17 protein-coding genes are annotated in these 17,928 nt (G+C 53.3%); 11 read left to right on the top strand and 6 right to left on the bottom strand.

Annotated features, from left to right (window positions below; translation table 11 throughout):
• Positions 1 to 51: 51 nt before the first annotated feature.
• A complete protein-coding gene (locus EYB30_RS12590) occupies positions 52 to 357 on the top strand; it encodes a hypothetical protein (protein WP_166839249.1) in 306 nt (101 codons plus the stop codon).
• A 150-nt stretch (positions 358 to 507) separates the two neighbouring features.
• Here the strand turns inward: EYB30_RS12590 and EYB30_RS12585 are convergent, their stop codons facing one another.
• Positions 508 to 969: a tellurite resistance TerB family protein gene (locus EYB30_RS12585; protein WP_166839248.1), complete on the bottom strand. Its 462-nt coding sequence runs from the start codon at positions 967 to 969 to the stop codon at positions 508 to 510.
• A gap of 150 nt (positions 970 to 1,119) precedes the next feature.
• On the opposite strand from EYB30_RS12585, the gene EYB30_RS12580 reads away from it, so the two are divergent.
• The 3 genes from EYB30_RS12580 to EYB30_RS12570 all read left to right on the top strand — a co-directional run bounded on the left by EYB30_RS12580 (position 1,120) and on the right by EYB30_RS12570 (position 6,233).
• The gene (locus tag EYB30_RS12580; RefSeq protein ID WP_206674634.1) at positions 1,120 to 1,938 is read left to right on the top strand and encodes a M90 family metallopeptidase; all 819 of its coding nucleotides are present in this window, start codon (positions 1,120 to 1,122) and stop codon (positions 1,936 to 1,938) included.
• 92 nt (positions 1,939 to 2,030) lie between these two features.
• Positions 2,031 to 3,092, top strand: coding sequence for an efflux RND transporter periplasmic adaptor subunit (locus EYB30_RS12575; RefSeq protein ID WP_166839247.1), 1,062 nt, complete (start codon positions 2,031 to 2,033; stop codon positions 3,090 to 3,092).
• A gap of 3 nt (positions 3,093 to 3,095) precedes the next feature.
• Positions 3,096 to 6,233, top strand: coding sequence for an efflux RND transporter permease subunit (locus EYB30_RS12570; RefSeq protein WP_166839246.1), 3,138 nt, complete (start codon positions 3,096 to 3,098; stop codon positions 6,231 to 6,233).
• Here EYB30_RS12570 and EYB30_RS12565 read toward each other — a convergent pair.
• The gene (locus EYB30_RS12565; RefSeq protein WP_166839245.1) at positions 6,208 to 6,390 is read right to left on the bottom strand and encodes a hypothetical protein; all 183 of its coding nucleotides are present in this window, start codon (positions 6,388 to 6,390) and stop codon (positions 6,208 to 6,210) included. The two genes, EYB30_RS12570 and EYB30_RS12565, sit on opposite strands and share 26 nt — an antisense overlap.
• 138 nt (positions 6,391 to 6,528) lie before the next feature.
• On the opposite strand from EYB30_RS12565, the gene EYB30_RS12560 reads away from it, so the two are divergent.
• Positions 6,529 to 7,500 carry a calcium/sodium antiporter gene (locus EYB30_RS12560; protein WP_166839244.1) on the top strand — a complete coding sequence of 324 codons (972 nt, stop codon included), beginning with the start codon at positions 6,529 to 6,531 and terminating at the stop codon, positions 7,498 to 7,500.
• Between the two features lie 5 nt (positions 7,501 to 7,505).
• Positions 7,506 to 9,725, top strand: coding sequence for an exonuclease domain-containing protein (locus EYB30_RS12555; protein WP_166839243.1), 2,220 nt, complete (start codon positions 7,506 to 7,508; stop codon positions 9,723 to 9,725).
• Positions 9,726 to 10,552: 827 nt separating this feature from the next.
• Here the strand turns inward: EYB30_RS12555 and hepT are convergent.
• Together hepT and mntA are read right to left on the bottom strand one after the other, a co-directional pair.
• Positions 10,553 to 10,864 (bottom strand): type VII toxin-antitoxin system HepT family RNase toxin, encoded by a 312-nt coding sequence (hepT, locus tag EYB30_RS12550; protein ID WP_206674633.1) that lies wholly within the window; start codon positions 10,862 to 10,864, stop codon positions 10,553 to 10,555.
• Complete coding sequence (mntA, locus tag EYB30_RS12545) at positions 10,851 to 11,249, bottom strand: type VII toxin-antitoxin system MntA family adenylyltransferase antitoxin (protein ID WP_166839242.1); 399 nt, start codon at positions 11,247 to 11,249, stop codon at positions 10,851 to 10,853. The genes hepT and mntA overlap by 14 nt, the downstream gene beginning before the upstream one ends.
• 339 nt (positions 11,250 to 11,588) lie before the next feature.
• Here mntA and EYB30_RS12540 point away from each other — a divergent pair, with 339 nt between their 5' ends.
• From EYB30_RS12540 to EYB30_RS12525, 4 genes are all read left to right on the top strand, one after another.
• Positions 11,589 to 12,236 (top strand): class I SAM-dependent methyltransferase, encoded by a 648-nt coding sequence (locus EYB30_RS12540; RefSeq protein ID WP_166839241.1) that lies wholly within the window; start codon positions 11,589 to 11,591, stop codon positions 12,234 to 12,236.
• 248 nt (positions 12,237 to 12,484) lie between these two features.
• Positions 12,485 to 12,871, top strand: a complete 387-nt coding sequence (locus EYB30_RS12535; RefSeq protein WP_166839240.1) for an MAPEG family protein — start codon at positions 12,485 to 12,487, stop codon at positions 12,869 to 12,871.
• A 237-nt stretch (positions 12,872 to 13,108) separates the two neighbouring features.
• Positions 13,109 to 13,450 (top strand): DUF6265 family protein, encoded by a 342-nt coding sequence (locus EYB30_RS12530; RefSeq protein ID WP_166839239.1) that lies wholly within the window; start codon positions 13,109 to 13,111, stop codon positions 13,448 to 13,450.
• On the top strand, positions 13,450 to 14,673 hold the full coding sequence (locus tag EYB30_RS12525) for a serine hydrolase domain-containing protein (RefSeq protein WP_166839238.1): 1,224 nt from the start codon (positions 13,450 to 13,452) through the stop codon (positions 14,671 to 14,673). Before EYB30_RS12530 ends, EYB30_RS12525 begins: the two co-directional genes overlap by 1 nt.
• Positions 14,674 to 14,712: 39 nt before the next feature.
• Here EYB30_RS12525 and EYB30_RS12520 read toward each other — a convergent pair whose 3' ends face one another.
• Positions 14,713 to 15,636 carry a DMT family transporter gene (locus tag EYB30_RS12520; RefSeq protein WP_166839237.1) on the bottom strand — a complete coding sequence of 308 codons (924 nt, stop codon included), beginning with the start codon at positions 15,634 to 15,636 and terminating at the stop codon, positions 14,713 to 14,715.
• Between the two features lie 95 nt (positions 15,637 to 15,731).
• Positions 15,732 to 16,340, bottom strand: coding sequence for a TetR/AcrR family transcriptional regulator (locus EYB30_RS12515; RefSeq protein WP_166839236.1), 609 nt, complete (start codon positions 16,338 to 16,340; stop codon positions 15,732 to 15,734).
• A 312-nt stretch (positions 16,341 to 16,652) separates the two neighbouring features.
• Between EYB30_RS12515 and EYB30_RS12510 the strand changes: the two genes are divergently transcribed.
• A complete protein-coding gene (locus EYB30_RS12510) occupies positions 16,653 to 17,921 on the top strand; it encodes an efflux RND transporter periplasmic adaptor subunit (protein WP_166839235.1) in 1,269 nt (422 codons plus the stop codon).
• Positions 17,922 to 17,928 lie beyond the last annotated feature (7 nt).

The following is a 17,928-nucleotide window of genomic DNA, read 5'->3' as shown; positions in this document are numbered from 1 at the left end:
AATGCATATTGCCCGCCAGCGTAACATGGCCGGGCCTGAACCGAGGTAGTTATGATATTTTCGTTTAAACAGCACAGTCAACAATGGCAGCAAGCTTTTGCCCGCCGGCAACATGGCGGCCCGCTGCAGCGCCTGCTGGCCTGGCTATTGTTGGGGCTGATGTTGTTTGTGGGCGTGGCGGTATTGGTGTTTATGCTGCTGTTAAGCTGGATCCTGATTCCAATTCTGCTGTTTCGTCACCGCGCTAAAGTCAAAGCCTGGCAGCAGCGCCAGCAAGCGGCGCACGGCCAGTACCGTGAGTCGGCGACTGAGCAACAGACTATTGAAGGCGAAGTGCTGCATAAGCGCGAAGACTAACGGCGGCAAGCATGCCGGTGAGTATGACTGAGAACCGGCTTACCCTAAGCCAACCGTTGAAGGCAGGGAGGCCTGAGTCGAGCCTATAGGGACATATTTACGGCGCGTTGGTGTGGACAAGCCGGTTCTCTGATCTGCCACCAACCAATATCAGCTGCCACACACCGCCAGTTTGGCCTGAATATAATCGCTGTGGCGGATAAAAAGTAAATCGGCAATTTTACGCAGCATTGCCTCTTCATTCGGGTCCAGCACGCCGTCGGCGTAAGCCTGCTGCCACAGGTTATCCAGTAATGTCAGCCGCTCGGCATAACTTAACTGCTTTAACCGGGCGGTAAACTGGTGCAGCGATATCGCGTCTGTGGCCTGTTTATCGGCCAGCGCTACAACGGCCCTGGCATCGGCATCGTTTAAGGCAAATTCCTGTTTGACATAGGCAATAGCCAAGGCTTGCTCGGCATCGCTGTTGGCAAAATCGGCATGCGCTACCATCAGCATTAACGCCACGCAGGACAGCTCGGTGTCGTTCAGACCAAACGGGTTTTGGCTGGCAGCTGGCGTGGCTAAACCATCATTTACTTTATCCAGCAGGCTTTTAAATAACTGAAACATAATACTCCTTGGCTTGGCTACCCGGGTTAGAGCCGCATAGCGGGCTAAAGTTCGGCCGTGTTAGCCCGGCTTGAAAAAACCGCCTGGCTGCCACATTAAACTGGCTACACACTGATTACAGTATAAGGCGCTTAGTGCCTGAGGTGACCCTTGGCTATCCTGATTACTTTGTTACTGGGCGCAGCGATCATCGCGTTTACCCTGTTATGGCCGCACTGGCGTCGATATCAGCGGCAAAAAATAATGGCGCAGCCTTTCAAGGCAGCCTGGCGCGATATTCTAAAGCAGCGTTTGCCGTATTTTCGTGCCTTACCGGCCGATTTACAGCTGCAGCTGAAAAAGCATATCCAGGTGTTTATTGCTGAAAAGCAGTTTATCGGCTGTGATGGCTTAACGGTAACCGATGAAATGCGCGTTACCATTGCCGCCCAGGCCTGTTTATTGCTGCTGAACCGGCCCGATTATTATTACCCCAAGCTAAAGCAAATTCTGTTATATCCGTCGGCCTTTGTGGTGCATGGCAGCAGTGCCGATGCGGCCGGCGTTATGCACGAGCAGCGGCGGGTGCTGTCGGGCGAGTCCTGGGGGCAGGGCAAGGTAGTGTTAAGCTGGGCCGACACGCTGGACGGTGCCGCTAACCCCACTGATGGCCGCAATGTGGTGATCCATGAATTTGCCCATCAGCTGGACCAGGAAAAAGGCGTTGCCAACGGCGCCCCCCTGCTGGCGCGCAGCAGTGATTATCAGCAGTGGTCCGGCGTTATGGCGGCAGAGTTTGCTGCACTGCAACAGCAGGCTGCACTGCGCCAGACTAGCTTGTTTGACCACTATGGTGCCACTAACCCGGCCGAGTTTTTTGCCGTAATAAGCGAAGTGTTTTTTGAACAACCTGACGCACTGGCGCAGCAGCACCCGGGGCTGTATCAACAGCTAAGTCAGTTTTACCGGCTGAACCCGTTAAGCTGGTAACAGGCTGTGCCGACAAAAAAAGTGATCTAATAGCCACTTTGCGCCATACTTCTCAGCTTAACAAGAACAATTCTTATTTAGTTGAGGGCCCTATGCGCTGGCGTATTGTTGCAAGCTTGCTGTGCATGATCATTGTTAACCCCTTGTATGCTCAGCAGACCGTGCCGGTGCAGGTAGCCATGCCGCAGCAAAAAGCGCTGGCGCAACAGTTGGTGCTTAGTGGCAGTTTAACCGCCCAACAGGATGCCAGCCTGTCCAGCCGTAGTGCCGGGCTGGTGGCCGAATTGCTGGTGGATAGCGGTAGTATTGTTAGTAAAGGCCAGCCCTTGCTAAAGCTGGATACGGCGTTGGCCCAGCATCAGCTGGCGCAGCAACAGGCGGCGCTTAACGCAGCCCGGGTACGACAGGCTGAGGCGCAGCGGCTGCTGACCGAGGCCGAGCAACTTAGCGCCCAACAGTTATTTCCGCGAACCGAACTCAACCTGCGCCGGGCGGCGCTGGCCAGTGCCGACGCACAGTTACAACAGGCTGAAGCGGCGCTGGCACAGCAACAGGAGGTTGTTAGCCGCCATACCCTGACAGCTCCCTTCGCGGGTGTAATAGCCCAGCGTTATACCGATATTGGTGAATGGCTGGCGCTGGGCACGCCGGTGCTGCGGCTGGTTAGCCTAACCCCACTGCTGCTGGATGTGCAGGTACCGCAAGAGTATTTTACTGCCCTGACGTCAGTACAACGGATTGAGGTGCGCGCTGATTTGGCACCCGAACAAGCGCTGCAGGCGAGCTTATTAGCCACGGTGCCGGTAGGTGATGGTGCAACGCGCAGCTTTCTGGCGCGCTTGCAGGTAATGTCAGCCGGGCAAAACCTGCTGCCGGGCAGCTCGGCCAGTGCCACCTTGTATTTTGAACGTGGTGACAGCCAGGTGTTAGTGGTACCCGCTGATGCTTTACTGCGCCACCCCGATGGTAATTTCAGTGTGTTTAGCATCCTTGATAACACGGCCCAGCGGCATAATGTCACCCTGGGCCGCAGCAGCGAGCGGGGCGTCGAAATTTTGTCCGGCTTGCCAGCCGGTCAGGCGGTGGTAGTGCGCGGCAATGAAACACTGCGCGATGGCCAACAGGTGCACATCGTCAGCGCTGACAAGGAGTAAGCCATGCTGGACGCCGGTATTCGCCGAGGCACCATTTTAACTGTAGCCGTGCTGATTAGCTGTGTGCTGGGCATAGTGGCGGCATTGCGTATTCCGGTGCAGATGATCCCCGATCTGGATGTGCGTACCATCAGTGTGGTGACTGGCTGGCCCGGTGCCACACCGCAGGATGTAGAAAAAGAAATTTTAATTGAGCAGGAACGCTATTTACGCACCTTGCCCAACCTGAAACGGATGCTATCACGTGCCAGCACCGGCGCGGCGCAAATTGAGCTGGAGTTTCCGTTTGGTGTCGACATCAACGAAGCGCTGATCCGTGTCAGCAATGCGCTAAGCCAGGTACCGGCTTACCCGGAGAATGTTGACCAGCCGCGATTGTTCAGCAGCTCGTTTTCCAATAATGCCTTTATGTACTTCCGGTTAATGCCGCTGGCGGGTAACCCGCTGCGGCTGGACATGGATATGCTGCGCGATTACGCCGAAGACTATGTGCGGCCGCAAATGGAACGGGTAGCCGGGGTGTCAGAAGTGGGCGTAAGCGGCGGCGCCGAGCGGCAAATTCAGCTGTTGGTCGACCCGGCTAAACTGGCACAGCGGGGTATCAGTCTGACGGATGTGCGCGATGCTATTCGCCAGCGTAACCGCGACAGCTCGGCCGGTGATATAGACAGTGGCAAACGCCGCTACCTGCTGCGGATGGTTGGCCGGTTTGACCGGCTAGACGAGCTGGAGAACCTGATCCTGCGCCAGGAAGGCGATATGCAGGTGCGGTTAAAAGACGTTGCCCGCATAGTGCTGGACCATTTTGAAGTGCGAGAACTGTCCTTTGCCGATGGCGAGCGTACGCTGGGTTTGTCTGTGCGGCGTGAGCCGGGCTCAAATGTTATCGACATTAAGCGGCAGATGATGCAGCTGGTGGCGCAGATAAACCAGGATATGCTGGCCAGTAATGGCCTGCAGTTGATGCTGATAAGCGACGATGTGCGCTATGTCGAAGATTCTATCCGCAATGTCTGGGCCAATCTGGCACTGGGCGCCGCTTTGGCCACCCTGGTGCTGTATCTGTTTTTACGTTCGAAACGTGCCACCTTAGTCGGCGTTATCGGTGTACCTATTTGTACCATAGCTGCCTTTCTTGGCTTGCTGGCCTTTGGCCGCACTATTAATGTGATTTCGCTGGCCGGTATTGCCTTTGCCATCGGCATGACAATGGATAACAGCATAGTGGTGCTGGAGAGCATCGAGCAGGCGCGCCGCCGCGGTCTGGACCGCATAGAGGGCGCCATTGCCGGCGTGCGTGATGTCTGGCCGGCGGTGCTGGCTTCCACCCTGACCACGGTACTGGTGTTTATCCCGATATTATTTGTCGAGCAGGAAGCGGGCCAGTTGTACTCTGATATCGCCATCGCGATAGCGGCCGCCATTATTGCCTCTATGCTGGTGGCGGTATTTGTGGTACCTGCTGCCATTGCCAGGCTCGGTTTTAGCCAGCAAGCATCAGTGGCAGCAGACAACCACAAGCCTGTGCCGGGCGTGTTGCTGTCTCTGGTGCAGCGTATCATTCAGCGCCGCCGCAACCGGCATATAACACTGGCGGTGACGCTGCTGCTAACCCTGGGCGCGGCCTGGTACCTGCTGCCACCGGCCGAGTACCTGCCGGAAGGCGAGGAGCCAAAAGCCTTTTCGTCAATGATAGCGCCGCCGGGTTATAACCTGTCTGAAATGGCGCTGATAGCCGATGAAATCAGAAGCAAGCTGGATGTCGAAGTTAACCGGGCGCCGGCGGCGTTTGACCGTGGTGATACCCTGATGCCGCCGCTGAAATATTACTCGCTCAGTGTGTCGGTGGGGCGTATTCGGGTGTTAAGTGAACCGGTGCGGGCTGAGGATATCGATGCCATGATGCAAGCGATGACCACACTGTTCCGGCAATACCCGGGCATGCGGGCGTTTTCGGCGCGTGGTTCTATTATCAGCAGCAACGATGGTGGCACCCGGGCGGTGGCGCTGGATATTTCCGGCCCCGATCTGGCCAGCCTGTATGCCACTGCCGACGCAGCTTATGTCGCCGCCGGTCAGCTGTTTGACAAGCCGCAGCTCAACTCCGAGCCGGCCTCGTTATCACTGGATCAGCCACTGGTTGAGATCCGGCCGCGCTGGCAGCGCCTGGCTGAGCTTAACTTTAGTGCCGCGGACTTTGGTTATGCTGTGTCGGCCCTCAGTGACGGCGCCTTTGTTGATGAGTTTTTTATCGCCGACGATAAGGTAGATATTTTTCTGTTTAGCCATGCCGGCAACCGGCAGAGCCTGGCGCAACTGGCGCAAACGCCGGTGCTAACGCCAAGCGGCGCCGTGTTGCCACTTAGCAGCCTGGCCGATCTGGTTGAAGTGGCCGACAGTGATACGCTGCGCCGTGTCGATGGCCGGCGTACTGTCACCCTGTATATTATCCCGCCGCGCTCGGTAGCGCTGGAAACCGCCGTAGCCACCGTGCAGCAGCAACTAGTGCCGCAGCTGCAGCGCGAGGGTGGCATTGGCAATAATGTCACGCTGGATATTAGCGGGGCCTCGGATCAGCTGGATGAAACCCGGGCCGCCCTTAGTGGTAATTTCGCCGTCGCGGTGCTGCTGATTTATCTGTTGCTGGTGGCCATTTTCAGTCACTGGGGCTACCCGCTGTTTATTCTGGCGACAGTGCCACTGGGGCTGGCCGGTGCACTGGTCGGGTTGGCCACGGTAAATGGCGTCAGCAGTGCACTAAGCCTGGTTGGCCTTGGCGGTTTTCATCAGCCGTTTGACATGATTACTATGCTGGGTTTTTTAATTTTGCTGGGTACTGTGGTAAATAACCCAATTCTGATTGTCGATCAAAGCCGGCATAACCTGCATGGCGGCAAAATGGCGGTAACAGAGGCGGTACTGCAGGCCGTTGCAACCCGGCTACGGCCAATATTGATGTCGACAGCCACCACCGTTTTTGGCCTGGCACCCCTGGTGCTGATCCCGGGCGAGGGCACTGAGCTGTATCGTGGCGTGGGTATTATCGTGCTGTGCGGTTTATTGTTTTCTACTTTAATCAGTCTGACATTTTTACCGGCATTGCTGGTGAGCGTGCTTAGTCAGAAAAAAAGGCAAACTTAATGATTTGCGCCACGATCAGCAGCGCCACCAGCGGCAGAATGTAGCGGCTTAATTTGGCGGCATGCTGCGGATCGCGGTTGCCGTATTTCTCGGCCAGGGTTACCACTATAAACAGGGCGGCAAACAACAGGGCTAAAATGGTGATCAAAGTGGTCATGGCGGGCTCCGTATTGGCTCTGGCCAGAGCTTAACCGGTTTTCACTTTAGTTTCAAAAAGCTGTTGGCGGTGCTTCGCGGCAAAATGGCCGCATGTTATGCTGTGCAAAGTAAAAAAATCATCGAAAAGGACACTAAGATGTTGTTGGCTATCGTTGCACTTATTGCGGGTTTAGCGCTGCTGGTATGGAGTGCAGACCGCTTTGTTGACGGCGCTGCGGCCACTGCGCGTTATGCCGGTATGCCGCCGTTGTTAATTGGTATGTTAATTGTCGGTTTTGGCACCTCAGCGCCGGAAATGGTGGTATCGGCTATGGCCGCCAGCGATGGCAATCCGGCGCTGGCGCTGGGTAATGCTTATGGCTCTAATATTACCAATATTGCGCTTATTCTTGGCCTGGTGGCGCTGCTAAGCCCTATCGCAGTGCATTCACAAGTACTGCGCAAAGAATTACCGATTTTAATGCTGGTTACCCTGTTTGCCGGCTGGCAGTTATTTGACCATCAGTTAAGCCGTTTTGACGCCTGGTGTTTGCTGGGGGTGTTTTTTGCCATTATGGCCTGGTCAGTCTGGCAGGGCATGCGTAACCCGCAGGATGCCTTAGCCACTGAAATGGATGAAGATCTGGCTGGCCAGCCGAAAATGACATTAAAACAGGCGATTATCTGGTTATTGGTCGGCCTGGTGCTGTTAATACTGGCCTCACGCATGCTGGTGTATGGCGCGGTATTTATTGCCCAGGGTCTGGGCGTAAGTGATTTAGTCATCGGCTTAACGGTGGTGGCTATTGGCACGTCGTTACCCGAGCTGGCCTCATCGCTGATTGCGATTAAAAAAGGCGAGCATGATATCGCGCTGGGCAATGTCATCGGCTCTAACCTGTTTAATACCTTAGCCGTGGTGGGTATTGCCGCAGCAATAGAGCCGATGGCCGTTGATGCGGTGGTATTAACCCGCGACTGGACGTTAATGGCGGTGCTGACCGCAGCAGTATTTGTCATGGGTTATGGCTATAAAAAGCAGGGCCGGATCAACCGGGTAGAGGGCGCTATTTTGCTGGCCGTGTTTGTTGGCTATACCGGTTATCTGGTTAGTACCGTTATCGCCTAAGGCTCATGGCTTCGCCGCGCAAAGACCTCGACACCGGCTATTACCTGCAGCACTTTAACGAGCTGCTGCAGTTTGTTACGCAGCATTATCAGCCGGTGTTAAACGCCGATAGCCGCGGCTTTATCAGCGATTTTCATCAGCTTAGCCACAGCGCACAGCAACTGCTGGTGCGCATGCTAAACCGCAAAGGCCGCGTTTTTGCTGATACTGAGCTGAATTATGCTGAAATCGGCGCTTGTGCGCCGCTGCTGGATGAATTAGCCCGGGCCGGCTTTATCGCCCCCTTAATGGCAGACGATTTAGCCGATTTCTGGTTGCGCCTCACCAAAGACACGCTATGGCAGCTGTTACAATTGGCCCAAGCTGAACTGCCTAAGCCGTTAAGTGTAAAAAAGAGCCAAACCAAACCGCAGTTACTTGGCACAGCGCTAACGCTGCCGGTTAACTGGCTGGACCTTATCGACCAATTACCGCAGCGTTATGTCGTGTTACAACGCCATGATGCGCTTAACTATATTTATTTCCTTTATTTTGGCCGTATCGAGGCCAATTTATCGCTGTTTACCCTGCGTGACTTAGGTATCCGCCAAAGCGGCCAGTTTAAGCAGCAATTTCGCCCGCGCTTTACGCAAGCTCAGCAGGCGCAACTGGCGTATCAGTTAGCCAAAGCCAAGCCGGCGATTATTGCGCTGGCCAGGCAGCTGAAACAGCAACCAGAACAAGCACAAACAATACTAAGCCAATGGTTAGATGAGGTAGAAAACTGGCCTGTGCCAGATGACGCCGCCCTATTACTAAAGCGCAGTGAGCGTTGTTATCAGCTGGGCAAACTGGCCGAACAGTACTTGTTATCCGATCTGGCTATTGCTTTTTATCGGCACAGTAATGGCTTTCCGGCCAGTGAGCGGCTGATCAGGCTGTACTGGCAGCAGGACGACAGCGCGCTGTGCCGGCAGTATTTACAGCAACTGCTGGACGATCCCAGCTGCGATGAAGAGTGGTTGTTTGCTGACGATTTTTTCCAACGCAAATTTGCCGCTAGCGCCAGCAAAACCAAGCGCTCGCAGCTTACGCAGTTACTGCATGACGCGCCGCTGGTGGGGATAGACGAACTGTATTTGGGCAAAGCCGAGCAGGGCCTGATCGCGCACTATGCCGCCCGCGGTTACACCGCATTTCACACCGAGAATAACCTCTGGCTGGCGTTATTTGGCTTGTGGTTCTGGCATGAATTGTTCGAGCATGATGACAGCGCGCTGCATAACCCCTTTGAGCGCAGGCCGCGCAATTTAGCCGGCGGCGGCTTTTATCAGCAATTTAAAAGCGAGATAGAGCACAAGCTAAACCAGCTGGCTGACCCCGGCGCTGCCGCAACGCTGCTTAGTGGCTTAACCGCGCATTACGGCAAAGCCAACAGCCTGTTTTACTGGCATAGCGATTTGGCCCAGCAGTTACTACCGCTATTGCAACACGCCCCCAAAGTGGAAGGCAAAAGCAGCTTAGCGCCCATACTGCGCGCTATGGCGCAAGACTTTGCCCGCCACAGCAGCGGCTACCCGGATTTACTGCTGATTAAAGAAGAAGCGATTGAATTTATTGAAGTTAAAGCGCCGGGCGATAAAATACAGCGCCATCAGTTAGCCAGGCTGTTAGCGCTGCAAAATGCCGGTTTTACTGCACGCATTGAAAAACTGCAGTGGATAGTCGATCCCAACCGGCTCTACGTGGTGCTGGACGTCGAGACCACCGGCGGCAAAGCGGGTAGCGATCGCGTTATCGAAATTGGTGCGGTTAAGGTGCAAGGCGGCGAAGTGCTGGACACCTTTAGTACGCTGCTCAACCCACAACGGCATATCCCGCCCTTTATCAGCCGTTTAACCGGCATTAGTAATAGCATGGTAAGCGACGCGCCCACTTTTGCTGATATCGCCAACCAGCTTAGTGCATTTTTACAAGGCGCGGTCTTTGTTGCGCATAACGCCAAGTTTGATTACGGCTTTATCCGCGCTGAGTTTGCCCGCTGTGAAATGCCGTTTGATATGCCGCAGTTGTGTACGGTAGTCAATATGCGCCGCTACTACCCGGGGCTGCAATCGTACAGCCTGGGCAAGCTGTGCGCCGAGTTCGGCATTAAACTGACCAACCACCACCGCGCCCTGGCAGACGCCACGGCAACGGTGGAGTTGTTAAAGCTGATAAATGCTAAACGCTGTACGGCACAATAATGCGTCAATGGCTACAAAATAAAAATTGTTGATATTCGCAAACCAACAAGTAAAGTTGCAGTATGTTGTTGCGAAACGAATTAACACAAAACAAGGCGCTACAACGGACGCGCCAAGCCGCGCGTGCTGCGGGCGTTATGAATTAGGAGAACCATGAGAAGGTATCATTTTCTCACTTTTCTATCTCTTTTCCTTATGGCATGGTCGAGCACAACATGGTCTGATAGCATGCGCGGGACCGCGACAACACTAAGCAAGGATCAATTCAGTTATTCTAAATGTATTGATGTGGCTGCGACCTATCGAGAAAAGCTCACCTATGATGAACTGTGCAGATATGGCTCAGCGTGTCCATCGGTCAAGAGCAACAAAAAGTACGAGTCATATTGCATCTACAATAATTTAAGCGAATGCTTTGAGAATAAGGCATGGAAAACAGCAAATCAGCTCCTGGAGATCCCCAGCCGCACGAAAATTGGCTTGGTAACCCAGGGGCTTTCGTTTAAGAATGGCACACGAACAGGCCAAACGTGTGGTTATTACAACTAATTTTATAACAAAGTACTTATGTACGTGCTTCGCGCCGGACGCCCTACGCGTTGCTTCGGGCGCGGCATAGCACGACGTTATGTGCTTGTAGTGTCAGAGTAAGGAGCCTTTGTTTCTAAATGGAAGTTAAACCGCTATTTTGTAACCCGTCATGTGAAAATGATCGGAGCAGGTCGTTTAAGGCGTGCCCTCAATGCGGAGAACGTTGGGACCTCACCGACAGCAGTATGCAAACTTTTTATTGCAATACGGCATGGGTAATGTGTACAAACTGTTCGTTAAGCAATTCTCGTTGTGCTGCTTGTGGAAACCAACTCAGCCGCTATCATGCCAGCGCTACAAAGTAGGGTAAACACATTGCGCGAACTTTGCGGTATGCCAAGTTTATGTTTGCGGATCAGGTGTTGGCCCATATCCAACGCTGCTTCACAAGCACGTTGAATATTCAAAATAGCCGCATCCTGACGGGTAAAATCGGTAGCGAAGGTTAGCGGGTCTTTCTGGTATTCATCCTGTGCCCTTAAAACACAACGCTCTATGGTGGCGGTTTTATTCAGTAATACATCATCCGGCAGATTATTTTCGGCCATAAACCGCACCTTCTTCTCTTATATCTTGTATTAAACCGGCACGGGCTTCGTTAAGCGCTGTCATTTGCGACAGCACAGCAGCTTCGTAAATATCGACACCGCTGTCGATAGCAAATAAGCGCTGGCCTGTCATCAGGATTTGGTATTGCATCACGGTAGAGGCGGCGCGAAAGTCGAGTAAATCGACCTCGCAGTTGGCCAGTTCGGCAATATCACTGCTAATGTCCCACAGCTCAATCACGTCGGCGTAACCTGGCACCAACACAGCTAAATCTAAATCACTGCTTTTACCGGCAGTCCCGTTTATCTGGCTGCCAAAAGCGTACACCGCCATGACATTGGGCAGGCGTTGTTGTAATAACTGCAGTATTGGCGATAAATTCAACCCGGGATCCGCGGTTCAGGCTGTTTAGCTTATAAAAAGCAGTGTAACCCTTGCGTTAGGGCAGGGCAAATACCTGCTATGGGATTGCAGTGATACAAAGGTAGGGCACTACGCCAGTTATTAGCACGCCAGCTGGTTTTTCAGCAGCATAAATTGCTACAAAATAAAAATGCTTGATTTACATTCGGCCAGCACCCTAGACTGACATTCATTTGGCGACTTGCAGGTTATGCGGCTTTGCATCATCTGCGAGCAGACTGAGCTATTACTGGCAATATTGGTTTCGCGCGGGCGATGGGTTGGTTGGCAGTATGCTAAGCATTTAGGGAGCGTAAACAGATGAGTGAGCAAGATGCCCGGTTTTGGGACAATGCGGCCCGAAAATATGCGGCGGCTGCCATTGATGACGAGGCTGGATTCGAGCGGACGCTGGCGCGTACCCGGGCGCTTATTCCGTGTCGCTCACGGGTTTTGGAGCTCGGCTGCGGCACCGGCACGGTAGCCCTGCGTCTGGCCGGCTGTGCAGAAAGCTACCTGGCCACGGATATCTCAGCGGGCATGCTAGCTATCGCACAGGAAAAGCTCGATGCGGCCCGCCAAAACGGCTTTAACGCGGCGTTGGCTTTTCGCCAGGCCAGCGCCGACACCCTGGCGCCTGAGGGCATGCATTACGATGTGGTTGTTGGCTTTAACTACCTGCACTTAGCGGGAAGCCTGCCTGTCGTGCTCAGCAATATCCGTTCAATGTTGGCGCCGGGCGGTCTTTTCATCTCTAAGACCCCTTGTTTGGCAGAAATGAACCCGCTTATTCGCCTTGCCATTCCGGTTATGCGTTTTTTTGGCAAAGCACCAGGCGTTGTTACTGCCTGCTCCTCGGCCTCACTGTTACAGGCTATGGCTGAGGCTGGCTTTGACATTTTGGAAAACGAGCGGCACGCTACGACGAAAAGTGATTTCCGTCCCTTTATTGTCGCCCGCGCCATATGATAGCGCTGTGGCGGTTTTTCAGGGGGCAACACGCGGTTTTTAAACCTTTTCATAGAATTGTTTGTTTCTACAGGCGGTGGTTATTACTATGTAGGTTCATCAACCGGACAGACAGATTTTCAGAAAAAAGCGGTCTATGAGAAGGTTGACTGGGCAAAACAGTTAAAATTGCAGCAGCGTTATTAACTTGTCGCTGACATGTAATCCATCTTGTAGCGTGTTCTAAATCTGTCTCAGAGGACAACAGTTTGCATCCACTCGTACTCCCTATGACCGTCCATGTTGCCCTTATCGCCTTGCTGTATGTGTTATTAACTCTGGTCAGGGCGCCAAAAGTCTGGGGCTTTGGCAAAAGGGCAGATGGTAGCAACCCCTGGGCAGGTGTTGAGCCACGCATCAGCGCGAATTTATCTAACCAGTTTGAATGGCCGCTGCTGTTTTATGTCGCCTGTCTGTTGCTACTGCAAACTAACTCCGTCACGCCTGCTGCAATCTGGCTGGCCTGGGTGTTTGTGCTTGGCAGGTTAGCGCATAGCGCGGTACAAATTTGTACGACGAATGTCAGGCTGCGCGGCCTGGTGTTTACCATTAATTTTCTTGCCAGCCTTGGTTTGTGGCTGCTGTTGTTTTTTTAATCAGCAGCTGCCGGTTAATACTTAACATGCCTGATTACAGGACAGCACTAAACGATCATACGCAACCTTCACCTGGCGTTTTGTGGGAAGCGGCCCTTTAGCTGACTAAGTTAAAGTGTTAATTTTAACCTGGTGCTACAATTGGGCGTTTTACGCCGCTGCAAAGAGCTACCCGGCACAGAGTAAATTAATATCAGCTAAGCTTATGCCAGTTGTGGCAAACCTAAGGTTTAACTGATGGCAATACTTTCAAAGTTGTATAGCTGGTTTTTGCTGGTTGTCGCCGGTGTTTCTGGCGCCTACGCGGCGGAAACCCTGAGCTTGGCAGCCGGGCAAACGTCACCGACAGCCAGCATTGAACAGCTGAGTTGGCTGGCCGGGCATTGGCGCGGTGAGGCGCTCGGTGGTGTGGTAGAAGAGCAGTGGGCGCCGCCATCCGCCGGCAGTATGGTTGGCACTTTTAAGCTCAGCACCAAGGGTAAAGTTAAATTTTACAAAATTGAGATTATCCGTGAAGTGGCAGGCAGTTTAGTGCTGCAACATCGCAGAGTTAAAGCGGGGACAAGGATTGACGTCTAATGCGAAACTTACAAACACTATCAGCCTTTACCTTAGTTTTGCTGCTGACGTTAAGCAGCAAGGTCGCAGCAGCAGTAGAAACAGCAGCCGAATATCGCCATGCAACTGAAGACATTGGCACAGTGCGGCAGATTTACGACGGCAAACTGTACCCGGATATTCAGGTAAACACCTTTCGCAATATTGACCGGCTGTTTCCTACCCGCACGGTGGCGCGTGGCAACGCTGTTAGCGAGTTGCCGCTAAGCAAGCAACCGTTGCAAGACTTTGCTTATAGCGTTGATGACCAAACTTACGATTTGTACGACGTGCTGTCGATGAACCGCGTTAGCGGCCTGCTGATTATTCAAAACGGCGAAATTTTATTTGAACAGTACCTGCTTGGCAATGGCCCGGACACACGCTGGATGTCGATGTCAGTGGTGAAATCTATTACAGCAACCCTAATTGGTGCTGCGATACAGGATGGCTTTATCCGCAGTATTGACGACCCTATAGTTAACTACCTGCCGCGTTTTAAAGGCTCCGCCTACGATGGTGTAACGGTGAAACACCTGCTGCAAATGAGCTCGGGCGTCGCCTGGAATGAAACCTACACTGACCCGGCTTCAGACCGGCGGCGCATGCTGGAGGCGCAACTCAGCCAGCAACCCGGTGCCATCTTAGACTTAATGGCGTCATTACCACGTGCTGCCATGCCTGGCACAGTGTGGAACTACAGTACCGGCGAAACCCAGCTGGCAGGCGCTTTAGTGCGGGCGGCAACCGGCAAACCGGTGGCGCAGTATTTGTCGGAAAAGATCTGGTCAAAGCTTGGCATGCAGGCCGACGCCAACTGGTGGCTGCAATCGCCGGATGGCCTGGAGATTGGCGGCAGTGGCTTGTCGGCGACCTTGCGCGATTATGCCCGTTTGGGTTTGTTCTGGCTTAATGACGGCGTGATTACCACAGACGGTAAACCGCAGCGGGTGCTGCCAAAGGGCTGGATGCAGGCTGCCAGCAGCCGCCAGAAAATTGGTGGTAAAACCGTAGATTACGGCTATATGCTGTGGCCGCTGCACGGCAATAGTTATGCCGCCGAGGGCATTTTTGGCCAGTATCTGTTTGTCGACCCGGACAAGCAGTTGGTGGTCGCGATGTGGAGCGCCCAGTCTAAACCACTGTATCGCGCCGGATTAAATGAATACGCCTTTTTACAAGCGCTGTCTGCACATTTTCAGTAAGTCAGGCTGCGATAAATGTTATAGCGGCAGGCGCAACGTTCAAGGCGTAACCGGCGTTGCCGGTGGCGCCTTACTCAGCAGTGCTTTAATTTTATCAAACGGCGTTAATACCAGCGCATTACCCAGCAGTACCAGGGCAAAGCCGCTAAAGGTGTAGCCGGTCCAGACAAATTCTTCAAATAAGGTGCTAAGCACCACTGCCACCAGCGGGAACAGCACTATGGTGTAGCTGGCCTTTTCTGGCCCCATGCCCTTTAACAGCGCAAAATAGGTGGCAAAGGCAATCACCGAGCCAAACACGGCTAAGTACAACATAGAAATAATAAAGGCCGGTGAGGTGCTAAAGGTAAAGCTCTTGCCGCTAATGACTACCAGCAGGCTCAGGCCAACGGCACCGTATAACATGCCCCAGGCATTAACCTGGGTGATTGGCAGGCCGGCGCGTGAGTTTCGCACACTGGCCATATTACCAAGCGAGGCGCTTAACGCACTGCCCAGCACCAGTACCAGGCCTAACAGACTGGCGTTAGTGAAATCCAGGCCGTCTAAATCGGGGTAGAACAGCACAACGATACCGGCGATGCCCATTAAAGCGCCAAAGTAGATGCGTTTGGCCACCGGCTTGCCGAAAAACAGCCGGGTATTGACAATATTCATCAGCAGCATGGTAGTAAAGGCGATGGCGGTCATGGCCGAGCTTAAATACTGCTGCGCCTGATAAATCAGCAGGTAATTTAACGCAAAGTTAAACAGCGCCAGCAGCGCGATAAAGCCATGATCTTTCGCACTAAAACGCATTGGCAGCCGACGCCACCAGCAAAACAGCCACATTAAAACGGCGGATAAAATAAAGCGATACGCCAGCGATACTTCAATCGCGACCTCGCCCAGCTGAAATTCGATGGCAAACCAGGTAGAACCCCAGATTAATACAGTGGTCAGGTATAACAGGAAGTTTTGCATAACAGCGCCGGAGCAGGGTTGGCAGAGGCGCTGATCTTAAAGGGTTATGGCCGCTAAAAACAGTGGCCGCAGCAGATATTTTTTGTGGTGCAAGCTTAGCGTGGAAACGCCAGTAAGGTCATTTCAGCCACCTGACGCAGCTGCTCGGGAGTGGCACCATTATTGGCCTGAATGGCCATGCCCTGCAACACGGTACCGAGGTAACGCGCCAGAGTTTCTGCATTGACCGATGCCGGTAAATCACCTTCGGCTTTGGCGCGTTCAAAACGCTCCTGCAATTTTTGCTGGCCTTCTAGCCGGCGGTTCATTAAGGCTTCTTTTACCGCCGCCGCCGCTTCCGAGCATGACAGCGCCCCCTGGATCACCACACAGCCTTGCGGCTGATCTTTGTTCGCCATATTGGCTGCTGCGCCATACAACATATGTTCGGCCACTTCATAGGCGGTCGGTTTTTCCAGTGCCGGCATAAAAAATGCGCAGGGACGGCTTTCGTACAGCTCTATCGCTTTAAGAAATAACTGTTCTTTATTGCCAAAGGCGGCGTACAAGCTGGGCTTATTAATACCCATAGCTTCGGTAAGATCCGACAACGACGTTCCGTCATAACCTTTACGCCAAAATACTTCTAACGCTTTTTCCAGCGCCGTATCCATATCAAAGGCACGTGGGCGACCAACGTGGGAAGAGCTACCTACTGCTGACATTGTCCAGCTCCTGTATTCAAAGATGCTCATATAGTAAACAGCAAAATAACCCTTGTCCAGTAAGGGTTACTTACCACTTAGTACATATTCGGCACTACAGCGCCACATTCTTCGCCGTTAACAGCCAGTTAGAACAAAATCATCTTGGCTAGAAATAAATTAATATACCACTCGGTACAAAAATCGATTGACTGTTGCTGTAGGATCTATATATTTACCGACCAGTACAAAACTAGCAAGTTCAATTTGAGCAAAATTTTTTAAGCGAGAAGCGCTTTAAATGTGGAGTGCTTTAAGTATGGAGAGAGTGTCATGAGCAGAAAAAATACCGCAAGAAATTTTCTATTAGCCAGCGTTGCCGCCGTGGTGTTGGCCGCTTGTGGCAACCCGGAGGCGGCGAGTCAGGCTCAGACACCTGCTGCACCGCAAGTGAGTGTGGCGCAGGTGGTGGTTGAACGCATAACCGAGTGGGACGAATTTACCGGCCGCTTACAGGCGCCGCAAACGGTTGAGTTGATGCCGCGGGTATCAGGCTATGTCGAGCAGGTTCTGTTTGCGGAAGGCGCCTTAGTCAACGCTGGTGATGTGCTGCTAACCATAGATGCCAAACCGTTCGCGGCCGACGTGGCGCGGTTAAAGGCTGAGCTGTTAAGCGCGCAAAGCGCAGCAGAGTTGGCGCATGCCGAATATGAGCGGGCGCAGCGTTTGCTGGCGCAGCGGGCCATTTCGGTGGAAGTGCTGGACAATCGCCAGGCGCGCAAAAAGCAAACCGCCGCGACGGTGGCTGCTGTTAAGGCGGCGCTGGCGCGCGCCGAGCTGGATTTAAGTTATACCCGCGTTAGTGCGCCAATCAGCGGCCGGGTGTCTAACGCTTTGGTCACCGCGGGTAATTACGTGACGGCAGGCCAAACTCGGCTTACCAGCCTGGTGTCGACCGACAAAATGTATGCTTACTTTGATGTTGATGAGCAAACCTATCTGAAATATGCCCGTTTAGCGCAGGACGGTAAACGGGTTGATACCCGCGAAGCCCAGGCCAACCCGGTGTATCTGGCACTGGCCGATGACAACGAATTTAGTCATATCGGCCATATCGACTTTGTTGATAACCGCATCGATGCGCAAACCGGCACCATTCGTTTACGCGCCAGCTTTGCCAATAGTGATAATCAGCTGTTGCCTGGCTTGTACGCCAAACTGCGTCTGGCGGGCAGCGCCTCGTACGATGGTGTGTTAATTGACGAAAAAGCCATAGGCACCGACTTAAACAACAAGTTTGTGTTAGTGGTGAATGACACTAATCAGCTGGAATATCGCGCCGTGGAGCTGGGCGAGAAGCTTGATGGCCTGCGCATCATTAATAAAGGCCTGAGCGCGGTTGATCGCATAGTGGTAAACGGCCTGCAGCGGGTTCGCCCGAGCATGCAAATTGACCCCAAACTGGTTGATATGGCCTCCAGCGCACAGTTGGCGGCGCTAAAAGATGCGCAGCAGCTGTTGGACAGGGCGTCAGCATCGTTAGCGGCCAGCGCTGATATCGCAGCAACAGCCAATGCCGGCAAAACGCCGGGACGCGGTTAAGGAGTAA

Source organism: Rheinheimera pleomorphica (genome assembly GCF_011634895.1).
In the GTDB taxonomy this organism is placed as follows: domain Bacteria; phylum Pseudomonadota; class Gammaproteobacteria; order Enterobacterales; family Alteromonadaceae; genus Alishewanella; species Alishewanella pleomorphica.
The sequence above is the reverse complement of the archived record's forward strand: the minus strand, read 5'-3'. Positions and strand labels throughout refer to the sequence as shown.

Excerpts from the sequence above, each read along its gene's own strand:
- EYB30_RS12590 (WP_166839249.1), top strand. The coding sequence starts at position 52 with ATGATATTTTCGTTTAAACAGCACAGTCAACAATGGCAGCAAGCTTTT.
- EYB30_RS12585 (WP_166839248.1), bottom strand. The coding sequence starts at position 969 with ATGTTTCAGTTATTTAAAAGCCTGCTGGATAAAGTAAATGATGGTTTA.
- EYB30_RS12575 (WP_166839247.1), top strand. The coding sequence starts at position 2,031 with ATGCGCTGGCGTATTGTTGCAAGCTTGCTGTGCATGATCATTGTTAAC.
- EYB30_RS12570 (WP_166839246.1), top strand. The coding sequence starts at position 3,096 with ATGCTGGACGCCGGTATTCGCCGAGGCACCATTTTAACTGTAGCCGTG.
- EYB30_RS12565 (WP_166839245.1), bottom strand. The coding sequence starts at position 6,390 with ATGACCACTTTGATCACCATTTTAGCCCTGTTGTTTGCCGCCCTGTTT.
- EYB30_RS12560 (WP_166839244.1), top strand. The coding sequence starts at position 6,529 with ATGTTGTTGGCTATCGTTGCACTTATTGCGGGTTTAGCGCTGCTGGTA.
- EYB30_RS12555 (WP_166839243.1), top strand. The coding sequence starts at position 7,506 with ATGGCTTCGCCGCGCAAAGACCTCGACACCGGCTATTACCTGCAGCAC.
- hepT (WP_206674633.1), bottom strand. The coding sequence starts at position 10,864 with ATGGCCGAAAATAATCTGCCGGATGATGTATTACTGAATAAAACCGCC.
- EYB30_RS12540 (WP_166839241.1), top strand. The coding sequence starts at position 11,589 with ATGAGTGAGCAAGATGCCCGGTTTTGGGACAATGCGGCCCGAAAATAT.
- EYB30_RS12530 (WP_166839239.1), top strand. The coding sequence starts at position 13,109 with ATGGCAATACTTTCAAAGTTGTATAGCTGGTTTTTGCTGGTTGTCGCC.
- EYB30_RS12525 (WP_166839238.1), top strand. The coding sequence starts at position 13,450 with ATGCGAAACTTACAAACACTATCAGCCTTTACCTTAGTTTTGCTGCTG.
- EYB30_RS12520 (WP_166839237.1), bottom strand. The coding sequence starts at position 15,636 with ATGCAAAACTTCCTGTTATACCTGACCACTGTATTAATCTGGGGTTCT.
- EYB30_RS12515 (WP_166839236.1), bottom strand. The coding sequence starts at position 16,340 with ATGTCAGCAGTAGGTAGCTCTTCCCACGTTGGTCGCCCACGTGCCTTT.
- EYB30_RS12510 (WP_166839235.1), top strand. The coding sequence starts at position 16,653 with ATGAGCAGAAAAAATACCGCAAGAAATTTTCTATTAGCCAGCGTTGCC.